We start from the raw sequence: 20,764 nt of genomic DNA, 5'->3' as shown, positions 1-20,764 counted from the left end.
TCACACATGCAATGGAAGTCATTGATATGAAGCTTCTGCAAAACAAGGTGGCTATCGTCACCGGCGGCTCTTCCGGTATTGGCCGCGCCACAGCCCTGTTGTTCGCCCGCGAGGGTGCCCGGGTCGTGGTGGCGGACATGAACGACGCGGCAGGACAAGCCGTGGTCGACGAGATTCGCCAGGCCGACGGTGATGCCTTCTTCCAGCGGGTCGATGTGCGCCACGAGGAAGATTGCGCCGCGCTGGTCGAGGTAACGCTGGGCCGATACGGCCAGCTCGACATCGCCTTCAACAATGCCGGCATCAGCGGTTCCACCGGGCTGATCGAAAACCAAAGCCTGGAGCACTGGCGCAACGTGCTGGATGTGAACCTGACCGGGGTTTTCAACTGCATGGTGCATGAACTGCGCGCCATGAAAGCGCGCGGCGGTTCGATCATCAACACCGCCTCGATCATGGGTCTGCAAGGCACCGCTGGCGCATCTGCCTACTCGGCGTCCAAGCATGGCGTGATCGGCCTGACCCGCAGCGCCGCCCTGGAATACGGCAAGTACGGCGTGCGGATCAACGCGCTGTGCCCCGGTTTCGTAGAGACACCGATGATCGTCGGTGTCGGCAGCGAATTCGATCCCGATGCGCTGGCGGCGATGCTCAAGACCATTCCCCAACGCCGTCTGGGCGAGCCGTCCGAGCAAGCACAAATGGTGCTTTGGCTGGCCTCGGACCGATCTTCCTATGCCACCGGCGGACAATTCGTCGTCGACGGCGGTTACACGGCTTAAGCCTGACCGTTGCACATTTTTTAGTGGAGCTCCTATGAACTACGAACAGTACAACTTCATTACCTTCGAAAAAGACAACGGCGTCTTGACCGTACGTTTGAATCGCCCTGAAGCCTTCAACGCGGTGAACGGTGCGCTGCACGAAGAGCTTTCCCGGGTGTTCGCCGACATCGCCGCCGACCGCAGTGTGCATGCCGTGGTCCTGACCGGTGAAGGTCGCGGTTTTTGCGGTGGCGGCGACCTCGCCTGGATGCGCGACATCAATCAGCAAGGCATCGATCAGCTGTTCCGTGAAGCACGCAAGATCATCATCGACATGCTTGAACTGCCACAGCCGATCATCGCGGCGGTCAATGGTCACGCGGCCGGTCTGGGAGCGACCCTGGCATTGTTCTGCGACATGATTTTCGTTGCCGAGTCAGCGAAAATTTCCGACCCTCATGTACGCGTAGGCATTGCTGCCGGTGACGGCGGTGGTGCCATTTGGCCCCTGCTGGTCGGCCCGACCCGTGCCAAACAATACCTGTTTACCGGCGACACACTCAGCGCTACCGAAGCCGAGCGCATTGGCTTGGTCAATCAGGTCGTGGCCAATGGCGAAGCGTTGGCCAGCGCCACCGCGATGGCCCGACGCATGGCTGACGGTCCGCGCCTGGCGATCCAGGCCACCAAAGCCGTCGTCAACAAGATCCTGCGCGACACCGTGAACCTGGTCCTCGATACCTCGCTGGCCCTGGAGAAGGAAAACTTTTTCAGCGCCGACCACAAGGAGGCGATCAAGGCCTTCGAAGAGAAGCGTTCCCCGGTCTACCGCGGCGCCTGATGCGAGCCGGTGCGCAGGCCTATTAGATCTGCCCCGCGCGCCGTCTACCCTCTCCTCATTAGAGAACCTTTCAATGGACATCCATTACACGCCGGCCGAACTGGCCTTCCGTGAGGAAGTGCGAGCTTTTCTGCATGACAAGCTGTCCCCGGAGCTCGCTGCCAAGGGACGGTTGGGCAAACGCTTGACCAAACACGATTACGTGAGCTGGATGGCTGCGCTTAACGAGCGAGGCTGGTATGCGTCCCTGTGGCCAGTGGAGCTGGGTGGCACGGGCTGGAGCGAAGTGCAGAAGCACATTTTTGAAGACGAGTGCGCCGCGTTCGGTGCGCCGCCGGTACTACCGTTTGGGGTGGTGATGGTGGGCCCAGTCATCATCAAGTTCGGCACCGAAGAGCAAAAAGCCCACTATTTGCCCCGTATCCTCGATGGCACCGACTGGTGGTGCCAGGGTTACTCCGAACCCGGTGCAGGTTCCGACCTGGCCTCGCTGAAGACCCGTGCCGTGCGTGACGGCGATCACTACATCGTCACCGGCCAGAAAACATGGACAACCCAGGCGCAGTTCGCCGACTGGATCTTCTGTCTGGTGCGCACCGACAGCGAAGCCCAGGCACAACGTGGCATCTCTTTCCTGCTGATTGACATGAATAGTCCGGGGATCAGTGTGCGGCCGATCATCACCCTCGACGGCGACCATGAGGTCAACGAGGTGTTCTTCGACGACGTGCGGGTGCCGGTGGCCAACCTGGTGGGTGAAGAAAACCAGGGTTGGACCTACGCCAAGTATCTGCTGACTCACGAACGTACCACCGTCGCCGGCATCGGCACCTCGAAGGCGCAACTGCGCCAACTCAAACACATTGCTGGTCGAGAACAGCGAAATCGCCGGGCGTTAATCGACGACCCGCTGTTCCGTGCGCAAATTGCCGAAGTGGAAATGCAACTGGTGGCCGCCGAAATGAGCACGCTACGCATGCTCGCCGCCGCCCGTGACGGTGGCGGTATCGGCGCAGCCAGTTCGTTTCTCAAGGTCAAGGGCTCCGAAATTCGCCAGTCCTTGAGCCACCTGATGCGCAAGGCTGTAGGCCCTTACGCGCTGCCGTTCCTGGATGCGGAACAAGAACAAGTGACTACCGACAATCTGCTCCACACCGAATACAGCTCCACGGTGTCGGGTCAGTATTTCAACCTGCGCAAGCTGTCGATTTTCGGTGGTTCCAACGAGATTCAGAAAAACATCGTCTCAAAGATGATTCTTGAACTGTAAAAGGCCGCCCGATCATGGATTTCAAATTGACTGAAGAGCAGCAGATGCTGCAGGACACCGTCGCGCGCCTGGTTCGCGACCACTACAGCTTCGAGCAACGCGAGCGTTTTCGTCTCAGCGAAGCCGGATTCAACCCGCTGTTCTGGGCTCAGCTCGGCGAACTCGGCCTGACCGCCGTACCGTTCACCGAGGAACTGGGTGGCTTCGGCGGTGACAGCGTGGACACCATGCTGATCATGACCGAACTCGGCCGTGGACTGTGCCTTGAACCCTATATGGATTCGGTGATTCTGGCCGGCGGCCTTATCAGCCAACTGGGTAGCCCGGCACAGCAAAGCGATCTATTGCCACGCATTGCAAGCGGCGAATTGAAGGTCGCCGTGGCAACCGAAGAACTGGACAGCCATTACCAACTGAGCTCCGTGCAAACTCGCGCTACACTGGCCGCCGGAGGATGGCGACTGTCGGGTCGCAAATCGGTGGTCATCGGCGCTCCGTTCGCTGAGCTGATTATGGTGTCCGCCCGCGTTGCCGGTGAGGAGGATGATGAAGCCGGCATCAGTCTGTTCGTGATTGACGCCGCGCACGCGCATGCACGGCGCCGCGATTATCAAACCATCGACGGTCGCCGGGCCAGCGAACTCTATCTGGATGGCGTATTTGTCAGTGACTCCCAGCAACTGGGCGAAACCGGTAAGGCCTTCCCGGCACTGCGTTACCAACAGGGTCGCGCCATCGCGGCACAATGCGCTGAAGCGCTGGGCAGCATGGAAGAAGCCTGCAGCCTGACCCTGGACTTCCTCAAGACCCGCAAACAGTTTGGTCAGCCCATCGGCAAGTTCCAAGTACTTCAGCACCGCATGGTGGACATGCGCAGTGAACTGGATCAGGCGGCGTCGATGGTCATTCTTGCCGCTTGTGTGGCCGACGATCCCGATAGCCTCGAGCGCAGCCGTGCCCTGGCCGCGGCCAAGTTCATTGTCACCCGCGCGGCCCGTCACATTTCTGAGCAAGCCATTTAACTGCACGGCGGGATTGGCATGACCGAGGAATACAACCTCTCCCACCACGCCAAGCGCCTCGTGATGTTCAGCCATCAGTTTGGCGATGATGACTACCACCTCGCGGCGTACAGCCGCCTGATGGATGTCGCATGAGCCCGTACTTTTTTCCCCGGCTGCAACCTGTGTAACCGTTGAGGTGTTTTCATGCTGCAAGGCATAAAGATTGTGGAAATTTGCGGTATCGGTCCTGGCCCGTTTTCGGCCATGCATTTGGCCGATCTGGGCGCTGAAGTGATTGCGGTTGAGCGCGATGCCAGTGGCGCGTCGAGGGTCAACGTGCTCAACAGAGGCAAGCGTTCGGTGATCGCCGATCTGAAAAGTGCCGTGGGTAGGGAGCTGGTCTTGCACCTGATAGAAGACGCAGACGCGCTGATCGAAGGCATGCGCCCTGGCGTGATGGAACGCCTGGGTCTTGGACCGCAAGATTGCCAGGCCCGTAACCCGAGCCTGGTCTACGGCCGCATGACCGGCTGGGGTCAGTCCGGACCGCTGGCCAAGGTCGCCGGGCACGATAATAACTATGCGTCGCTGTCCGGCGCGCTGTTTCACAACGGTGCGTCCGAAGCTCCCCCCTCCTCCGCATTCGCCACGTTAGGCGATGTCGGTGGCGGCGCGCTATACCTGACCATCGGCTTACTGAGCGGCATTCTCAACGCACGGGCCACCGGCAAAGGGGCGGTGGTCGATGCGGCCATCGTCGACGGTTCGGCACACATGCTTCAGCTCATGCTTTCGACACGTAACCTGGGCTTTATGAGTGATGAACGCGGCAAGAATATTCATGACAGCTCGCCGTTCTATGCAACCTATCGCTGCGCTGATGGCGGATTCATTACGCTGGGTTCGATCGAGCCGCAGTTCTATTCACTGCTGCTGGAAAAACTCGGCCTCCAGGCTGACTCGCGCTTTGTCTGGCAATGGGATCGCCGGTTCTGGAAAGAACAGCACCAGCATTTCACCGAGCTGTTTTCCAGCAGGACACGTGCGCATTGGTGCGAATTGCTGGAAGGTAGCGATGTGTGCTTTGCCCCGGTATTGGCACCCAGCGAAGCCGCGCTGCATCCGCACAACACTGCTCGTGGAACCTGGTTCGAGCGCGATGGGTTGCTGCAAACCGCCGTCGCACCGCGTTTCAATGGCGAGGTGGTGCAGCCTGCAAGCGTGCCGAAAACGGGTGAACATACGGAGCAGATCATGGGCATCCTGAACTCACCGGCGCGAGGTTCTGTCTGGCAGTCTTCTTGACTCTCGCACCGCCGACACCAATCAGATAAGACCCGGAACCTGTGGGAGCGGGCTTGCTCGCGAATGCGGTGTGTCAGTCAACATTGACGTTGAAGCTGATGCCCCCTTCGCGAGCGAGCCCGCTCCCACATTTTTTTGTTCGACTCGAAAAGATCTGCCGCCCCCCCCCACTCCCCCCACTCCTTTTCCCCTCCTCCCGAGTGGGCTAGTCCAGCGCTGCTGACCGTAGCATCGGGACGGCACTGAGAACTGACCAGTCAGTCGGCAATTACCCGCAATCGGGTTCAGCGCTTACACACTTTTCACCCCACTCGGAGTACCGCATGAGAAAAACAACAATGCGCGGAATTTTTCGGCCGCAACTGCTGGCCACGGCTGTTGCTTTGGGCATCAATGCACCGGCTTACGCAGTCAACTTCAGCATTGGGGAGATTCAGGGCAGCTTCGACAGTTCGATGTCGCTTGGGTCCAGTTGGTCCGTACGCGCACCAGACCCGGACTTTATCTCCAACTTCAATTCCCAAGGGGTCAGGGGTAACGCATCTGCGCGTACCAGCGATGACAACCGCTTGAACTTCAAGAAGGGCGAGACCTTCTCGAAGATCTTCAAGGGCGTGCATGACCTGGAACTGAAGTACGGTGACAGCGGTGCTTTCGTACGCGGCAAGTATTGGTACGATTTCGAATTGATGGACGAGAGCCGGCCGTTCTACGACATCGATGATCATAGCCGCCAACGTGCGGCGAAGTCGTCCGGAGCGATGTTCCTCGACAGTTTCGTCTATCACAACTACACACTCGACGAATTGCAGGGCAACGTGCGTCTCGGCAAGCAGGTGGTGAGCTGGGGTGAAAGTACCTTTATCGGCAACTCCATCAACAGCATCAACCCGACCGACGTGGCGGCCTTGCGCCGGCCCGGCGCCGAAATCAAGGAAGGCTTGATCCCGGTCAACATGCTGTATGTCTCGCAAGGCCTGTCCGAGAACGTCACCGCCGAGGCTTTTTACCAGATTGAATGGGCACCCTCGGTCCTGGACAACTGCGGCACCTTCTTCGGTAACGACGTGACGCCTGAAGGCTGCAACGATCGCGCGGTGATCGCCGGTCTCGACCTGCCTCCGGGCGCAGCGACTAACACCGGATCTGGTTTGCAGGTGGCGGGCACAGCGGCACAGGGCGGTGGCGTGGATGATGCCTACGTGACGCGCACCAAGACCAAGGATGCCAAGGACAGCGGCCAGTTTGGCGTGGCTTTGCGCTGGTTCGCGCCGGACTTGAACGACACCGAGTTCGGTGCCTATTTCCTCAACTATCACGCCCGCAACCCCAACCTGGATTTCACCCGCGCCACCAATATCGCCAATACCGGTGCTGGTGCGGCCACTGTCCCTGGTGCTATCAACTCAATCCGCACGGCCAGCTACCACGTGGTCTACCCAGAGGACATTCGTCTTTACGGCCTGAGCTTCTCGACCAACGTCGATGGCACCGCCCTGGCTGGCGAAATCAGCTTCCGCCCGAACATGCCGCTGCAACTCAATGGCGGCGACCTGAACCTGGCGGCGACGGGCAACAAAAACTCGCCGCTGTTCATCTCTGGCGCATCGCAAAACGTCGCCGGAGCGCCGCTCAAGGGCTATGAGCGGATGCCGGTACTGCAAACGCAATTGAGTGCCACGCAATTCTTCGACCAGGTGATGGGCGCCAGTCGTCTGACCGTGGTGGGTGAAGTCGGATACAACCGCATCAATGGTCTGGGCGAGGCGGATGGCACGGATCTGCGATTTGGCCGTAGCACGATTTTCGGTGCGGGCGAACTGGCAACCGGACCTGGCGCGGGCGCCACCGGACCGCAAACTTGCGCGGGTGCGGCAAGCCAGGTTCCCGGCGCCGCAGCCGGTGTTACCCGACCGAGTAACCCCCAGCAGGAGTGCAACAGCCACGGCTTCTATACCACCGATTCCTGGGGTTATCGCCTGCGCGGCCGTCTGGATTACCCGAACGTGTTCGCCGGCGTGAACCTGGCGCCGAACATCGCCTGGTCCCATGACGTCGAGGGTAACGGCCCGAACTTCGAGGAAGGCCTCAAAGCCGTCAGCCTGGGTCTGGATGCCGACTACGCCAACCTCTACACCGCCAGTCTCAGCTACACGGATTTCTTCGGCGGCCATTTCAACACCAACGGCGACCGCGACTACGTTGCGCTCAGCGTCGGCGTGAACTTTTGACAGCCGACAGACAGAGGATAAAACAATGAAAAAGACCACAATTTTGACTGCCGGTGCTTTGGCGCTGACCCTGCTGGCCAGTAGCGTGATGGCAGCCGTTTCGCCACAGGAAGCCGACAAACTGGGCACCACCCTGACGCCACTGGGTGGCGAGAAAGCAGGCAATGCCGATGGCAGCATTCCAGCCTGGACCGGCGGCCTCAAGCCTGGTGCGGCTCCGGTGCAAAACGATTTTATCGGCAATCCGTTCGAAGGCGAGAAACCGCAATTCGTCATTACGGCCGCGACCGCCGCTCAGTACAAGGACAATTTGACGCCGGGCCAGATGGCGATGTTTCAGCGCTATCCCGACACGTACAAGATTCCGGTGTACAAGACTCAGCGTACCGCGTCTTCGCCACAGGATGTCTATGCCGCGGTGAAGTCCAGCGCGCTGAACACCGTCGCCGTGAACGATGGTTATGGCTTGCAGAACTTCGAGAAGTCGCACTACACCGCGTTTCCTATTCCGAAGTCTGGCCTTGAGGTGGTGTGGAATCACCTGACCCGCTACCGCGGCACCAGTTTCATGCAAAACCTGGTACAGGCGACGCCGCAGGTCAATGGCAGCTACACCCTCGTCAATGTCCAGCAGAGCGTCGGTTTTCCCTGGCAGATGAAGGATACCGACCCGCAGCAAAGCGCCAACGTGCTGTTTTACGCCAAGCAGGAGGTCACTTCGCCGGCGCGCATGGCGGGCAACGTGTTGCTGGTCCATGAGACAATCGATCAGCTCAAAGACCCGCGCATGGCCTGGTCCTACAGTGCCGGTCAACGTCGTGTACGTCGTGCGCCGCAGGTGGCGTATGACGGCCCGGGTACCGCCGCCGATGGCCTGCGCGTTGCCGACCAGAACGACATGTACAACGGCGCTCCGGACCGCTACGACTGGAAACTGATCGGCAAGAAAGAGATGTACGTGCCATACAACAACTACACGTTGTTTTCGCCGAAGGTGAAGTACGAAGACATCATCAAACCCGGACACATCAACCAGGACCTTACCCGCTACGAACTGCACCGGGTCTGGGAAGTCGAAGGCACGCTCAAGGCGGGCGAGCGGCATATTTATGCCAAGCGACACATGTACTTCGACGAGGACACCTGGGCGGTACTGGAAATCGACCACTACGACGGTCGCGGTCAACTGTGGCGGGTCGGGGAAGGTCTTCTGGTCAACGACTATGTCCAGGGTACCGCGAACTACGCTGCTATTACGGTGTATGACCTGATCGCCGGGCGCTATGTCGTTTCCAACCTGCAGAACGAAAACAAACGCGGGCAGGACTATAGTTACCGTCCGACCATGACCGACTTCACCCCCGCGGCACTGCGAAACGCCGGTATTCGTTAAGCGTCGGTTGTGCCTAATCACGTACTTCATCTGGATGACGGATGAAGCACGTGATGCAGCTTTCCAAGTGAAAGGCATCTTCATTCGTCAAGGAACCGAACATGATAATGACAAGACTCGCTCTGGCCATCGGTCTGAGTCTTTCGCTACTTCTTCCCCTCCCCGCACAATCGGCCAGTAACGACGCGCCAGCAACATCTATCCTTTCAGCCGAACAGGCCCGCGAAGAAAACGCTTACACCCTTGGTGTGCAGGCTTACCTGTGGGGTTTTCCCCTGTATTTTTATGATGTGACGGGGCCGAAAAGTCTTCAGGCCGGCGCGGTGGGCATGAACACCCTGCGCAAGTACAGCGCATTGAAAACCGCAAAGGACCGCACGGTTGTCACACCCAATAATGTGACGATCGATGCCTACGCGCGCTTTGACGTGTCCAAGGAACCGCTGGTTGTGCATGTCCCCGCGCTGACTGAACCACGCTGGTATTTGACCCAGATTGGCAACACCTTCGATGAAGTCACCCACAACATTGGTGGTATCAAAGGCGCTCAACCGGGCGATTACCTGATCACCGGTCCGGACTTTCATGGCACGGTGCCTCGTGAAATGACCCAGGTGCCGAGCCGCACCAAGTGGGGGGTAATTGCGGTACGTATTTTCGCCAACGGCGAGCAGGATGTCGCCGCCGCCATCGAAGCGCAAAAAGGTTTCCAGATCATGCCGTTGTCCGCTTATTTGCGCGATGGTCTGCAATACAAGCCGAGTACCGCAGACATTCCTGTCTTCAACGGTACGGCCCCGGAAGGCGTGCGTTTTTTTGACCAGCTCGGGCACGCCATGCAGCAGTTCATGCCGGCGAGTGGCGATCAGGATGAGGCGTTCATGACGCAATTGCGCCTGATTGGTTTGAGCCCAGATATGGGGTTTGATTGGCGCTCACTCGATGAGGCGACCTTGCGTGGGCTGACCCGTGCTGTTGCAGCCGCCCAGCAGATCGTCGATCAGCGCTGGAAGAATTTGGGCGAAGTCACCAACGGCTGGCGTTACTTCATGGTCGGTGGCCGCGCTGGTCATGATTACGCGATGCGCGCTGCGCTGGCCAAAAACGTGATTGGTGCACAGCTATCGGAGCAAGTGCTATATCCCAACACACAGGTGGACGACCAGGGAAGCGCTCTGGATGGCAAGCACAAGTACGTCATGCAATTCGCCGAGGGCCAGCAACCGCCTGCCTCGTTGTTCTGGAATCTGTCGATGTACGGCGCGGATATGCTGTTTGTCGAAAACGCCTTCGGCCGATACAGCATTGGCAGCATGACCGCAGGACTCAAACCGGCCGCAGACGGTTCGCTGACCCTGCTAATCCAGCAGGAACGCCCGAGCGACACGTCAAACTGGCTACCGGCACCGGCCGGGCCGTTCAACCTGACCATGCGTTTCTACGGACCTGGATCATCCGTGCTTGATGGTTCTTATCGCCTCCCGGCGATCAAGCGCGTGGACTGAAATGGTCATTGCGGTGTCGGTGCACGGTGCCCGACATCGCAATCCCTGTGACGTTTCAAGAACGCTCCTGCGCCCTCGGCGTCCCTTCAAAGCTCTAAATTGCTCATGAACAAGAGTTCGGAGACAGCGACTGCAATAGAGAATCCTCAGCTCACATTCAACCGATCCAACAAGCTATACCACGCCACCCCCGCGCCAATATAGAACCTCTGCAATCCATGTAATGGCAGCCGCTGCAATGGCGACACCGGATACGCAAATGCCGCGCGGTTGTCACATAAGCGCCCGGCCAACTGTTGCCCAAGGCTGGTACACAAAGCGATCCCCCGCCCATTACACCCAAGCGCCAAGGTCAGCCCTGGCGCCGGTTCATGAACATGGGGCATGAAGTCCCGAGTGATGGCGATCCGTCCAGCCCAGTGATACTCAAACTCCAGTGGCCCCAACTGCGGAAACAGCAATGCCAGCGAGCGCTCAAGGTGAGCAAAGTCCGTCGGCCCAGTGGGATCGTTGAACAAGCCGCGCCCTCCCATCAACAGACGTCCGTAGGCATCCTTACGGAAATACAGCAGTAATCGTTGCGCCGTAGAAACCGTTTCCTGTCCAGGCAAAATACTGTCGGCAACAGACCCACTCAACGGTTTGGTGGCGACGATAAAACTGTTGGCAGCCAATATGCTTTGCGCCATACCGGGCCACAGGTTGCTGCTGTAGCCGTTGGTTGCCAGCACCACCTGATCCGCCGTTACTTGTGCGCCCCCAGCGGTCTGCAATTGCCACCCGGAGCCTTGACGCTGCAACGCAGTCACGGCGCTCTGACCATGAATCCGCACACCTGCCGTCAGCGCCGCACGCACCAATCCGCGTGCATAAGCCAAAGGCTGAATCGCGCCGGCTCGACCATCCAGCCAACCGCCGGCAAAAGCTTCACTGCCCATGCGAGTCGCCACTGTTCTCGCATCCAGACACTGCACTGGCACGCCACGCCGGGCCCACTGATCCGCACGGGCATGCAGCCCGGCCACGCCTTTGTCCGAGTAGGAAACCTGCATCCATCCCTTTCGCACCGGCGCGCAATCAATCTCATGCCGCTGGATCAAATTGAACACCAGGTCAGCAGAGCTCGACACAACATCGATCAACGGTTCAGCGCGCTCAGCACCGTACATTTGCACCAGTTGATCCGGATCGTATTTCAACGTCGGGTTGACCTGCCCACCATTACGGCCCGAGGCCCCCCAGCCAGGTTCGTTGGCTTCCAGGACGCAGACACTTACACCCTTCTCAGCCAGATGCAGGGCCGTCGACAAACCGGTATACCCTGCCCCCACAATCGCCACATCTACCTTCAACGATTCGCTCAACGCAGGCGTCGGTACGGCTGTTGGCGCAGTCGCTGCCCAAAGTGACTTCATGACAGGCTCCGGGTGCTGGCGGTCGGATGCAGTACCCGGCGCAAAAAGTCTTGCGTTCGCGGTTGCTGCGGATTGCCCAGGACTTGCTCTGCCGGGCCGCTTTCAACGATGTAACCGCCATGGAGGAAGCACACGCGGTCGGCCACTTCACGAGCAAAACCCATTTCATGGGTGACCACGATCATGGTCATGCCTTCATCCGCCAAGGTGCGCATGACTTCCAGCACATCGCCCACCAGCTCAGGGTCGAGGGCCGAGGTAGGTTCGTCGAACAGCATGGCTTCGGGCTTCATCGCCAAGGCACGCGCGATGGCCACCCGTTGTTGCTGACCGCCGGAAAGTTGTTCCGGATAGGATTGCGCCTTTGCCGACAGGCCGACTTTTTCCAGTAGGGCCAAGGCCTCCTCACGTGCTTGAGAGGGTGATTCACCTTTGACGTATACCGGGCCTTCCATGACGTTTTCCAATACGGTGCGATGGGGAAACAGGTTGAAACGCTGGAACACCATGCCCATGCGACTTCTGAGCGCGTGCACGGTTTTACTGCTGCGTTGCACGGTTTCGCCGAACACGGTGATGGCGCCGCCATCGTAGGTTTCCAGTGCATTGATACAGCGCAGTAGCGTGGATTTGCCCGAGCCAGAGGGGCCAATCAGACACACCACTTCACCCTTGGCCACGTCCAGATCCACTCCGTGCAGTACGCGGTGGTTGCCGTAATGTTTTTGCAGTTGTCGAATCTTGATCATGCTTTTTTCCTCCGGCCCAGATGCTGTTCCATGCGACGCAGGCCATACACCAACGGCAGGCTCATCAGCAGGTAAAGCAGAGCTACCAGGGTGTAAACAGTCATGTTCTGAAAGGTGGATGAGGCAATCAATTGCCCTTGGCGCGTCATTTCGGCGACGGTGATGGTGGACACCAGTGACGAGTCCTTGAGCATCATCACCAAGGTATTGCCATAGGGCGGCAGTGCGATGCGGAATGCCTGGGGCAGAATCACGCGGCGCATCATCAATACCGAGCGCATTCCCAAGGCTTCGGCGGCTTCGCGCTGTCCTTGCTCCACGGCAATGATGCCGGTGCGAAAGTTTTCAGCCTGATAGGCGGAGTAAGCGATACCCATGCCGATCACCCCGGCCTGGAAGGCGCTGAGGTGCACGCCCATGTCCGGCAACACGAAATAAATGTAAAACAGCTGCACGATGATCGGCAGGCCGCGAATCACGTTGATCACCGTGCTCGCCGCCACCGACAGCGCGCGGATCGGCGACAGCTTGAGCAATGCAAGCACCAGGCCGATGGCGCTGCTGAGCAGGAACGACAGCACGGTGATCTGGATAGTCACCCAGGCGCCCTGAAGCAGGATGGGTAAAAAATCCACGGCGCTTTGCAGGAATTCAGTGGGGCTCATAGGTTCACCTGGGCATCAAGCCCCCACTTCTTGAGGATACTGGCCAAGGTTCCGTCAGCCTTGATGCTGGCGATGGCTTGGTTCAATCGCTCGAGGGTTTCGGTATCGCCCTTGCGCACCACCAGGCAAACCTCGCCGACATTTGTGGGCTTGTAGTCGGCGGCCAGTTTCACGCCTTTGAATAGATTCTGGCGGATCTGATACGCCACCACCGGCTGGTCACCAACAGCGGCCTTGATGCGACCCAGGGACAGGTCACGGACCATCTCGCCAATGGAGTCGTAGGTACGGATTTCCTTGAAGATGCCGAGCTTGTTGAGCTGGTCATAAAAGATGGTGCCGGCCTGCACCCCCACTACCTGATCTTTGAGCGAAGTCAGGTCGGGGTAGGCGGCATTGTCATCGGCGCTGATGATCAGGCCTTCACCGTAGGCGTAGACCGGGTTACTGAAGTCGACGACTTTTTTACGCTCTTCGGTTTTCAGCATGCCGGCGGAAATGAAGTCGAGCTTGTCGGATGTCAGAGAGGGAATGAGCGCGGCGAAGTTGGTCTGTTCGATCTGGCTGGTGAAGCCCCCTGCCTTTCCCACCGCTTCGGCGACGTCGACCATCACCCCCTGGATGCTATTGCTCTTGATATCGAGAAAGGTAAACGGCGAACCGCTCGCTGTTGCACCCACTTTGTACGAGGTTGCACTGGCAGCGTGCACGTTGGCCACGCAAACGGTGGCGCATAGACCGAACGCAAGATGGCGAAACAACTGTGAAAGACTGTTCATCGGGTTACTCCAAAAGGAAAACGGATCGTCAGTACCGCTGGCGGCAGGAGAACAATCGCAAGCCTCATGCCATTCCGATTGAAATATGGCGAATATCGATTCACAAAACGCTATAAATGATCTGTTCGTATCGATATGCGATATTTAATGGTCTATTTTTGCTTTATGCTGTAGAAATCTCCTTGTAATTGATCAATCTGACAACGAGTTCGCCATGCCAGAAGAACGCAACAGTTTGCACAATCAATCCTTGGAAAAAGGCCTGTCAGTGCTCAAGGCTTTCAGTGCACAGCGCCGTAGCATGAGCCTTGCAGAGGTGGCTGCCGCCGCTGGCATGACGAAGAGCTCCGCCCAGCGCATGGTGTTTACCCTGGAAAGCCTTGGTTACCTTCGGAAACACCCGCGCACACGTCATTACCAACTGACACCACGTGTGCTGGAGCTGGGGTTCAGTTATCTGGATGCTCATTCGCTGATTGAAGTGGCCAACCCGTTCCTTTCCGAACTGACGCGACTGACCGGAGAGACCTCCTGCCTTACGGAGCCAGCGGGTTACGACATGACCTACATTGCGCGCTTCGTCAGCTCAGGTTTTGTGCCGGTGCATATGCCGATCGGCTCGCGTGTGCCGATGTATTGCACCGCGTCTGGCAGGGCCTACTTAAGTGCGCTGCCCCAGGATGAAGCGTTGGTGTTAATCGAACATAGCCAGCGAATTGCCCATACCAGCCATACGCTGACGCAGGTCGACAGTATTCTGGAATCGCTGCAGGTGGTGCGCGAGCAAGGTTATGCAGTCAATACCCAGGAACTTTTCCTCGGCGATATGACCATCGGTGCACCGGTGCTGGGGGCTAACGGCCGGCCGGTAGCGGCGGTGCATGTGGTAGCACCCACCAGTCGCTGGAGCCGCGCGGATGCCGAGCGGCAACTGGCGCCGGCGCTGTTGCAATGTTCCCGTGCGTTGACCAACTCGGCGCGGAACCTGGATTGATCTCGTGCCTTTGAATCGAGCACTCCGGCATTTTCCACCGCATCAAGACCGGCGAACTTCGCCTGCGGGGCATCGAAGGACTCTATAGATCTCGTAAACCACCTGCTTCGTTGCCTCTTCGATCGTTCCTTCATTTCGGCATAAAACCCAGCCGTGATCCGCAACCGCTCGCTCGAACGCCTTGGTACAAGCGACATGTTCTTCGAGCTTATGGATCACAGTACTGCTCAGCCCACGCGATCGTGCCGCTGCCCTCGCCCATGAAATATCAGGGTCGGTGACAACCCCGACATGCAGGTCTGGCACTCGCACGTTTCGATCAAGGTTCAACTGCAGAATCTCTGCAAACGGGACTATTCGCCGAAACGCAGCATCCGACGGATACCAGCGATCGATCAAGACGATGCTGTCTGGTGGCTGTTTAGCCAGGACGTGCCGGGAGATCCACGCACGGCTATCAGCAAAGCGCTCACAAACCTCCAACTCCAAATCCCGGGTGGGATTTCTGACGAGTTTGTTTACGAGGGTCATTGTTTCCCCCCGAAAGGGATCGCTTTTTTTCTCGCAAAGCCGGATCACTTTTTTGTTGTCTGCCCTCAGTACTTTCGTAACGGCCTCCAACAGTGTGGTTTTTCCGGCTCCCTTGGGACCATCTAGAGAAACAAACAGCGGACGATTCATTCTTCACATAACAATTGATATACGGTTTTTTTGCCCTGTTCGTTCGCCAGACCCGTTTGGGACGAATACGCGAATCGAGTGGAGGGCCCTTAAGAACGGACATCGAAGAACACTCTAACACTCAGGAGACCGTCCTGGTCTGCGCCAATCCGCCCAACGCCAACAGAGCGCTGCCGGCAATGAAACAGGCAAGCGCGGTCACGCCGGCTTCCAGGCCAAAAAACTCAATCAGATAACCCGTGGCGACTGGAATGATGCCCGCTGGAATGTATCCGCCGATATTGAAGATCGCGTTCGCTTCAGCGCGGCGATTGGCCGACACGTTTTCGGCAATTAGCGTCAACCCGCCCAATTGCCCCAGGCCTTGACCGGCACCCGCGAATAAAGCGCCGACCAAAAGCCAAGCCGCAGAACCAAAGTGCAGCGCAAGCCACAAGCTGATCATCCCGACAATCGTCGAGAGCCCGCTCAACGCAAACATCCGTCTAACACCGAACGGCTTCATCGCAAATTGCACAAGCACCGCGACAAGAAACATGAAAAACGCCATCACCCCACTCAGGAGTGGCTGATTGGTATGCAACAGTGTCGCGAGCATCTTCGGTCCCAAGGAGAGTACAAAAGACGTGGCCGTTATGCCGGGCCCGAAAAAGGTGATTCCCAGCAACACAATGCCGATGCTCTGCTTTGGAATAGAAGGAAACTTGGGACGAAATGCTCCTGTGCCTAGCTTGCGGTGTGGCTGGCGAACAACCGCGACCAGCGCAAGCAGCAACAGCAAGATTTCAGCGCTGAACACCAGTCGGATCGGATCCGCATAGGAATGGGCGATCAGCCCCGCTAGCAGCGGCCCCGATCCAGCGCCCGCCACCATGGCGACAGAGGCTATTAACGAAGCAAATTGCCGGCGATGCGACGAGGTCTGCTCAACGACGTTGGCCATTCCCGCCGAAACAACGATCCCCACTGAAACGCCTGTTAAAAAGCGTGCAAGCATCAAGACAAGAACACTGTCTGCCGCTTCAAATAGCAGCGCGGCCAAGATGGCAATCACAATGCCCGGCAGCAGCATCGCCTTGCGCCCATAGTGATCAGAGAGTTGCCCGGCAACAACTAACGTCAATAACAAGCCGAGAATGTAACAACCAAAAATGACGGTCAGTATTCCTGACGCAAATCCCAACTTATCCTGCCAGAAGCCATATAAGGGTGTTGCTGCGTTGGACAGTATAAAAATGGCTGTGATGACCCAGGCTGCTCGCATCACGCCAAGTGTATTATCGACTCTCGCTTCAGTAGTCATTGTTTGTACTCCGCATGAATTCCCGTAGTGAGGCGAGCATACAGACTGCTCTTTAGCCTACATACGGCCGAAAATGCGGAGCTGATGTGCAGAAATTCACAAGCACTTTTTTTATACTCGAACTTACGATTGGCTTTTTCTCAATCTTCACACTCCAAAAAGTCAGTTGAACTTTTAATTGCCCGCTCCTGTAATGAAGCCACGCAGGCGCATGGTCGCCTTTAATTAATAGGAGACACGTATGCTCTTTCAAGTAACGATGCAGATCCACATTCCCCACGACGCCGATCAGGAAAAAATAAGAAACCTCAGCGCAACGGAGATGAAGCTAGCGCAGAATCTTCAGCGCGAAGGCAAATGGCTTCATCTGTGGCGGGTAGCTGGCAAGTGGGCAAACGTCAGCATTTTCGATGTCGACAGTAACGACGAACTTCACGAAATCCTCAGCTCCCTGCCCTTGTTTCCGTTCATGGCACTGGAAGTCACGCCGTTGAGCAAGCACCCGGCGTCCATCGTCTGACGGATGAGCCGGGCAAGTGAAAAAGATCCGCGAAGTGACACAAACCGCCCGTTGATACTTAGCCTGCTGCCGAACGCCGGCGGCGCGCTGTGCTCTCCTGCGCGCCGTCGACAATGTGCTGCACGAGAAACTCCGCATCCCGCGCCACGCCGGAGAAACGCCCCGAGCCCCACGTGTACAGCCATGGCAGGCCGAGGAAATACAAACCAGGCTGCGCCGTGATCCCACGTTGGTGGCCGGGGTGACCTCGCCCGTTGAAGACCGGCGCATCGACCCAGCTAAAGTCCGGGCTGAAGCCGATGCACCAGATGATGCTGGTGATGCCTTCGCTCTCCAGGTCCAGTTCGCTGCGCTCCTGAGCGGGCGTCCAGCTCGGCTGGTAACGCGCTCCGGTCGGGGCATCAATCGAGTGCTGTTCGATGTACTTGTCGATTGACGCATTGATGCGGTTGTAGACCGCATCGGCACTGTCCAGGCTTTCGCCAAGGTTGTTGGCAAACTGCAGGCGAGTGCCCTGCAAACCCTCCAGGCGACCGTATAACTCCATGCCTTCGCGGGCAAAGCTGCGCAGGTCAATATCGCGCCCACCGTCGCGGCCGGTGACGTAGTGGTTGGTGTTATCCCGCACGCCTTCACGCAGCGGATGGGTGTCAACGCCAATCTCGTAGTAACCCATTTGCGCCAGCCAATCGACCACATCCTTGCCACGGTAAAACCGCGCGCACCGCGGTGCATCACCCACGGCCAGATACACCTTGCGCCCGGCCAGGTGCAGGTCCTCGGCAATTTGCGCGCCCGATTGCCCCGAACCGACCACCAGCACATTACCGGCGGGCAAGGCCTGCGGATTGCGATATTGCTCGGAGTGAATCTGCTGAATGCCGGCCGGCAAGCGTTCGGCCAGGCGCGGGATGATCGGCGTGTGGTAGCCGCCCGATGCGACAATCACCTGATCGGCCGTGAACTCGCCTTGCGAAGTGTGCACCTCGAAACCACCGAGGCTACCGGGCACCACGCGCTGAACCGTGACACCTTCACGGGCCGGGGCATTCACCGATTTGACGAAGCCGGCCAGGTATTGGTTGATCTCATCCTTCTTCATGAACCCGTGGGGATCGCTGCCATTGAAATCGTCGGTATAGGTGTAACCCGGCAAAGCGCACTGCCAGTTGGGCGTCACCAGACTGAAGGCATCCCAGCGCTGATCGCGCCAGGTGTGGGTCAGTCGGTGTTTTTCCAGGACCAGGTGGTCGATACCCTGTTGTTGCAGGTAGTAGCTGGCGGATAGCCCGGCCTGCCCGCCGCCAACGACGATCACGCTGTGATGTGGAGATTTGATTGTGGTGAGTGGGCTGGTCATGGGGCACTCCGGTACTCGGTAATGAAAGGGGTCGAATGGAAAAATCGATGTATCAAAATGAACTCCAGCCTGCGCCGAACACCTGCCCTGCGCCTTCAGTACGCAGGCTGAGAATGTTCACTTGTCCCGCCGCGTGGTCTGGCTCGACCAGATAACTGGCCTGGCCCTTGAGTGAACTCAACGTGTCCATGGCGGAGCTGCAATAGAAACCCTTGACCTGCTTCACCCGCTCCGAGGCGTTGTTCAAAGCGCTCTCGAGGCGTTGCAGAAAGTCCGGCAGCGAGTAACTGGCGCCCTCCTCCAGGTAGTTGAAAATCACGGTCGAGGGCGAATAACCGTTCGCTTCCTGGCCATTCGGCCAACGGATTTTGAAATTGACGGCGGGCATGTCAGTGCTCCTGTTGTTTGCGGTTTAAGGGGCTCAGGTCGAGATGGGGATAGCTGAAACCGGTGAATGCCTGCTCGCGCAGGTTCCAGAATTCGCCGCGCTGTTCGCCGAGCAGCACATTCAACGCGCCGCTGGCATTGACCTGGCCGACTCGCTCACAGCGCACGCCTTCGAAGGCGAATGCGGTCTGCACTTGCGGCCAGTCGCGTTCGTCCAGCGTCATCAAGAAGCCATAACTGGGGAACACCTGCAGCCAGCGAAACAGGTCGGTATCCGGCGGACACGGCACTGCCGCCAAATCGATGGTCGCGCCGCAGCCGGAGGTTTCCAGCAGCATCAACAGGCTGCCGAGGACCCCGGCGTTGCTGATGTCTTTGGCCGCATGCAGCAGTCGCGCGTCTGCCAGGCGCGGCAGTACGTCGAGCTTGCTGCGCAGGCGTTCGGCAGGCACACCTTCGAAGGCTTTCCAATAGGTGCTGTCGGCATGCCAATGCCCATCAAGGTCCACCGCCATGGCAATGACCTGACCGGGCGCGACATGCAAGGTCGACAGCAGATTTTGCGCGACGCCGATAATCGCCACGGCCAGCGCGGTCGGATTCCCCGTCGTCAGGCTGGTGTGCCCACCGGCGAGCAACAAGCCATACGCTTCGCACGCAGCGTGAATGCCCGCGAGCAATTGCTGCGCGGCCGCGTTGTCGTGATGCCAATACGCGTTGACCACCGCCGTCGCCCGTCCACCCATGGCGCTGATGTCGCTGACGTTGGCCATGACCGCCGACCACCCGGCAAACCAAGGCGCCGTTTCAACAAAGGCCGGCAACATGCCCTCGATGGCCAGCAACTGAAAATGGTCGCCGCAGCCTATCGCCGCCGTGTCATCGCCGGGCAAGGCATAAAGCTGCTCGCGGGTCAGTGCCGGATTTGCACCGCCGATCAGCGCCGCTGGCTGTTGGATCGCCTGTTTCGAGTGCATGGCGCGAGTGCTGCGCAACGTCTCAAGCAGCGCTGCCAAATCAATGACCTCAGCCATGACGAGCCACCTTCAACGCGCGCAACGACACCTGACGCGGCATCAGTGGGTAGCTGGGTAAATCCGCCTGCATCAGGCAATGAGGCTGGCCGAGCAACTCCAGTTGCTCCAGGGTTTGCCAGCGCAAGGCATGAAAGTACGTTTCGTTTTGCGCCTGCACCGTCGCGCGGAACACTTCGCAGCCGAGTTCCTTGGCACGCGACACCGCTTCGTTGACCAGCGCCTTGCCAATCATGCTGTGGCGTCGATACGCCGGGGCCACGCACAAGCGTCCGCCGAACCACAGGCCCGGTTCGGGCTGATAGATACGCACCGCGCCGACCACCTGATCGGAGATCCCGCAATTACCGGCCAGGGCAACGATGGCAATCGCCTGAAAATCATGGCGGTCCTTGTCTTGCGCCAGCAGTTGTTGCTCATCGGAAAACACCGAGCGCCGCAGGGCGAAATAGGCCTGTTTCTCCCAGTGTTCGCTGGCGGGCTTGACCAGCAATTCACCCGCACGAAACGGTTCAAACGTGCTGTCGACCAAAGCAAAGGCGAGATTGGGCATGGGTGTTCTCC

Annotated in this window: 19 protein-coding genes and 1 pseudogene; 10 read left to right on the top strand and 10 right to left on the bottom strand. The window is 58.5% G+C overall.

Features of this window, described 5'->3' with window-relative positions:
* The first annotated feature begins 26 nt into the window (after positions 1–26).
* The 8 genes and pseudogenes from V6Z53_RS17805 to V6Z53_RS17770 all read left to right on the top strand — a co-directional run bounded on the left by V6Z53_RS17805 (position 27) and on the right by V6Z53_RS17770 (position 10,313).
* Entirely contained in the window at positions 27–782 is a 756-nt protein-coding gene (locus V6Z53_RS17805) for an SDR family NAD(P)-dependent oxidoreductase (protein WP_338580918.1), read from the top strand.
* Positions 783–816: 34 nt separating this feature from the next.
* On the top strand, positions 817–1,605 hold the full coding sequence (locus V6Z53_RS17800) for an enoyl-CoA hydratase-related protein (protein WP_338580917.1): 789 nt from the start codon (positions 817–819) through the stop codon (positions 1,603–1,605).
* Positions 1,606–1,678: 73 nt separating this feature from the next.
* Complete coding sequence (locus V6Z53_RS17795; protein WP_338580916.1) at positions 1,679–2,875, top strand: acyl-CoA dehydrogenase family protein; 1,197 nt, start codon at positions 1,679–1,681, stop codon at positions 2,873–2,875.
* Between the two features lie 14 nt (positions 2,876–2,889).
* Positions 2,890–4,032: pseudogene (locus V6Z53_RS17790) on the top strand (acyl-CoA dehydrogenase).
* A 51-nt stretch (positions 4,033–4,083) separates the two neighbouring features.
* Positions 4,084–5,184: a CaiB/BaiF CoA-transferase family protein gene (locus V6Z53_RS17785; protein WP_338580915.1), complete on the top strand. Its 1,101-nt coding sequence runs from the start codon at positions 4,084–4,086 to the stop codon at positions 5,182–5,184.
* A 323-nt stretch (positions 5,185–5,507) separates the two neighbouring features.
* On the top strand, positions 5,508–7,415 hold the full coding sequence (locus V6Z53_RS17780) for a DUF1302 domain-containing protein (RefSeq protein ID WP_338580913.1): 1,908 nt from the start codon (positions 5,508–5,510) through the stop codon (positions 7,413–7,415).
* A gap of 25 nt (positions 7,416–7,440) precedes the next feature.
* Positions 7,441–8,808 (top strand): DUF1329 domain-containing protein, encoded by a 1,368-nt coding sequence (locus V6Z53_RS17775; protein ID WP_338580912.1) that lies wholly within the window; start codon positions 7,441–7,443, stop codon positions 8,806–8,808.
* Between the two features lie 101 nt (positions 8,809–8,909).
* Positions 8,910–10,313, top strand: a complete 1,404-nt coding sequence (locus V6Z53_RS17770) for a DUF1214 domain-containing protein (protein ID WP_338580911.1) — start codon at positions 8,910–8,912, stop codon at positions 10,311–10,313.
* Between the two features lie 146 nt (positions 10,314–10,459).
* Here V6Z53_RS17770 and V6Z53_RS17765 read toward each other — a convergent pair whose 3' ends face one another.
* The 4 genes from V6Z53_RS17765 to V6Z53_RS17750 are packed head-to-tail and all read right to left on the bottom strand — an operon-like array spanning position 10,460 to position 13,921.
* Positions 10,460–11,728, bottom strand: a complete 1,269-nt coding sequence (locus V6Z53_RS17765; RefSeq protein ID WP_338580910.1) for an FAD-binding oxidoreductase — start codon at positions 11,726–11,728, stop codon at positions 10,460–10,462.
* Entirely contained in the window at positions 11,725–12,477 is a 753-nt protein-coding gene (locus tag V6Z53_RS17760) for an amino acid ABC transporter ATP-binding protein (RefSeq protein ID WP_338580909.1), read from the bottom strand. Before V6Z53_RS17760 ends, V6Z53_RS17765 begins: the two co-directional genes overlap by 4 nt.
* A complete protein-coding gene (locus V6Z53_RS17755) occupies positions 12,474–13,142 on the bottom strand; it encodes an amino acid ABC transporter permease (protein ID WP_338580908.1) in 669 nt (222 codons plus the stop codon). The genes V6Z53_RS17760 and V6Z53_RS17755 overlap by 4 nt, the downstream gene beginning before the upstream one ends.
* Entirely contained in the window at positions 13,139–13,921 is a 783-nt protein-coding gene (locus V6Z53_RS17750) for an ABC transporter substrate-binding protein (RefSeq protein WP_338580907.1), read from the bottom strand. The genes V6Z53_RS17755 and V6Z53_RS17750 overlap by 4 nt, the downstream gene beginning before the upstream one ends.
* Before the next feature lie 214 nt (positions 13,922–14,135).
* Here V6Z53_RS17750 and V6Z53_RS17745 point away from each other — a divergent pair, with 214 nt between their 5' ends.
* Positions 14,136–14,915, top strand: a complete 780-nt coding sequence (locus V6Z53_RS17745; RefSeq protein ID WP_338580906.1) for an IclR family transcriptional regulator — start codon at positions 14,136–14,138, stop codon at positions 14,913–14,915.
* 42 nt (positions 14,916–14,957) lie between these two features.
* Here the strand turns inward: V6Z53_RS17745 and V6Z53_RS17740 are convergent, their stop codons facing one another.
* Positions 14,958–15,596 carry a dTMP kinase gene (locus V6Z53_RS17740; RefSeq protein ID WP_338580905.1) on the bottom strand — a complete coding sequence of 213 codons (639 nt, stop codon included), beginning with the start codon at positions 15,594–15,596 and terminating at the stop codon, positions 14,958–14,960.
* 121 nt (positions 15,597–15,717) lie between these two features.
* Positions 15,718–16,899 carry an MFS transporter gene (locus V6Z53_RS17735; RefSeq protein ID WP_338580904.1) on the bottom strand — a complete coding sequence of 394 codons (1,182 nt, stop codon included), beginning with the start codon at positions 16,897–16,899 and terminating at the stop codon, positions 15,718–15,720.
* A gap of 241 nt (positions 16,900–17,140) precedes the next feature.
* Here V6Z53_RS17735 and catC point away from each other — a divergent pair, with 241 nt between their 5' ends.
* Complete coding sequence (catC, locus tag V6Z53_RS17730; protein ID WP_338580903.1) at positions 17,141–17,419, top strand: muconolactone Delta-isomerase; 279 nt, start codon at positions 17,141–17,143, stop codon at positions 17,417–17,419.
* Between the two features lie 58 nt (positions 17,420–17,477).
* Here catC and V6Z53_RS17725 read toward each other — a convergent pair whose 3' ends face one another.
* Genes V6Z53_RS17725 through V6Z53_RS17710 form a run of 4 tightly spaced genes read right to left on the bottom strand, consistent with a single transcriptional unit; the run spans position 17,478 to position 20,753 of the window.
* The gene (locus V6Z53_RS17725; protein WP_338580902.1) at positions 17,478–18,779 is read right to left on the bottom strand and encodes an MSMEG_0569 family flavin-dependent oxidoreductase; all 1,302 of its coding nucleotides are present in this window, start codon (positions 18,777–18,779) and stop codon (positions 17,478–17,480) included.
* A 52-nt stretch (positions 18,780–18,831) separates the two neighbouring features.
* Positions 18,832–19,167, bottom strand: a complete 336-nt coding sequence (locus tag V6Z53_RS17720) for an MSMEG_0570 family nitrogen starvation response protein (RefSeq protein ID WP_338580901.1) — start codon at positions 19,165–19,167, stop codon at positions 18,832–18,834.
* 1 nt (position 19,168) lies between these two features.
* Complete coding sequence (locus V6Z53_RS17715) at positions 19,169–20,200, bottom strand: sll0787 family AIR synthase-like protein (protein ID WP_338580900.1); 1,032 nt, start codon at positions 20,198–20,200, stop codon at positions 19,169–19,171.
* Positions 20,193–20,753: an MSMEG_0567/Sll0786 family nitrogen starvation N-acetyltransferase gene (locus tag V6Z53_RS17710; protein ID WP_338580899.1), complete on the bottom strand. Its 561-nt coding sequence runs from the start codon at positions 20,751–20,753 to the stop codon at positions 20,193–20,195. Before V6Z53_RS17710 ends, V6Z53_RS17715 begins: the two co-directional genes overlap by 8 nt.
* Positions 20,754–20,764: the final 11 nt, after the last annotated feature.

The sequence above is a fragment of the Pseudomonas sp. MAG733B genome, assembly GCF_036884845.1.
Classification (GTDB): domain Bacteria; phylum Pseudomonadota; class Gammaproteobacteria; order Pseudomonadales; family Pseudomonadaceae; genus Aquipseudomonas.
Note: the sequence above shows the minus strand (reverse complement) of the source record. Positions and strands in the feature narration are given on the sequence as shown.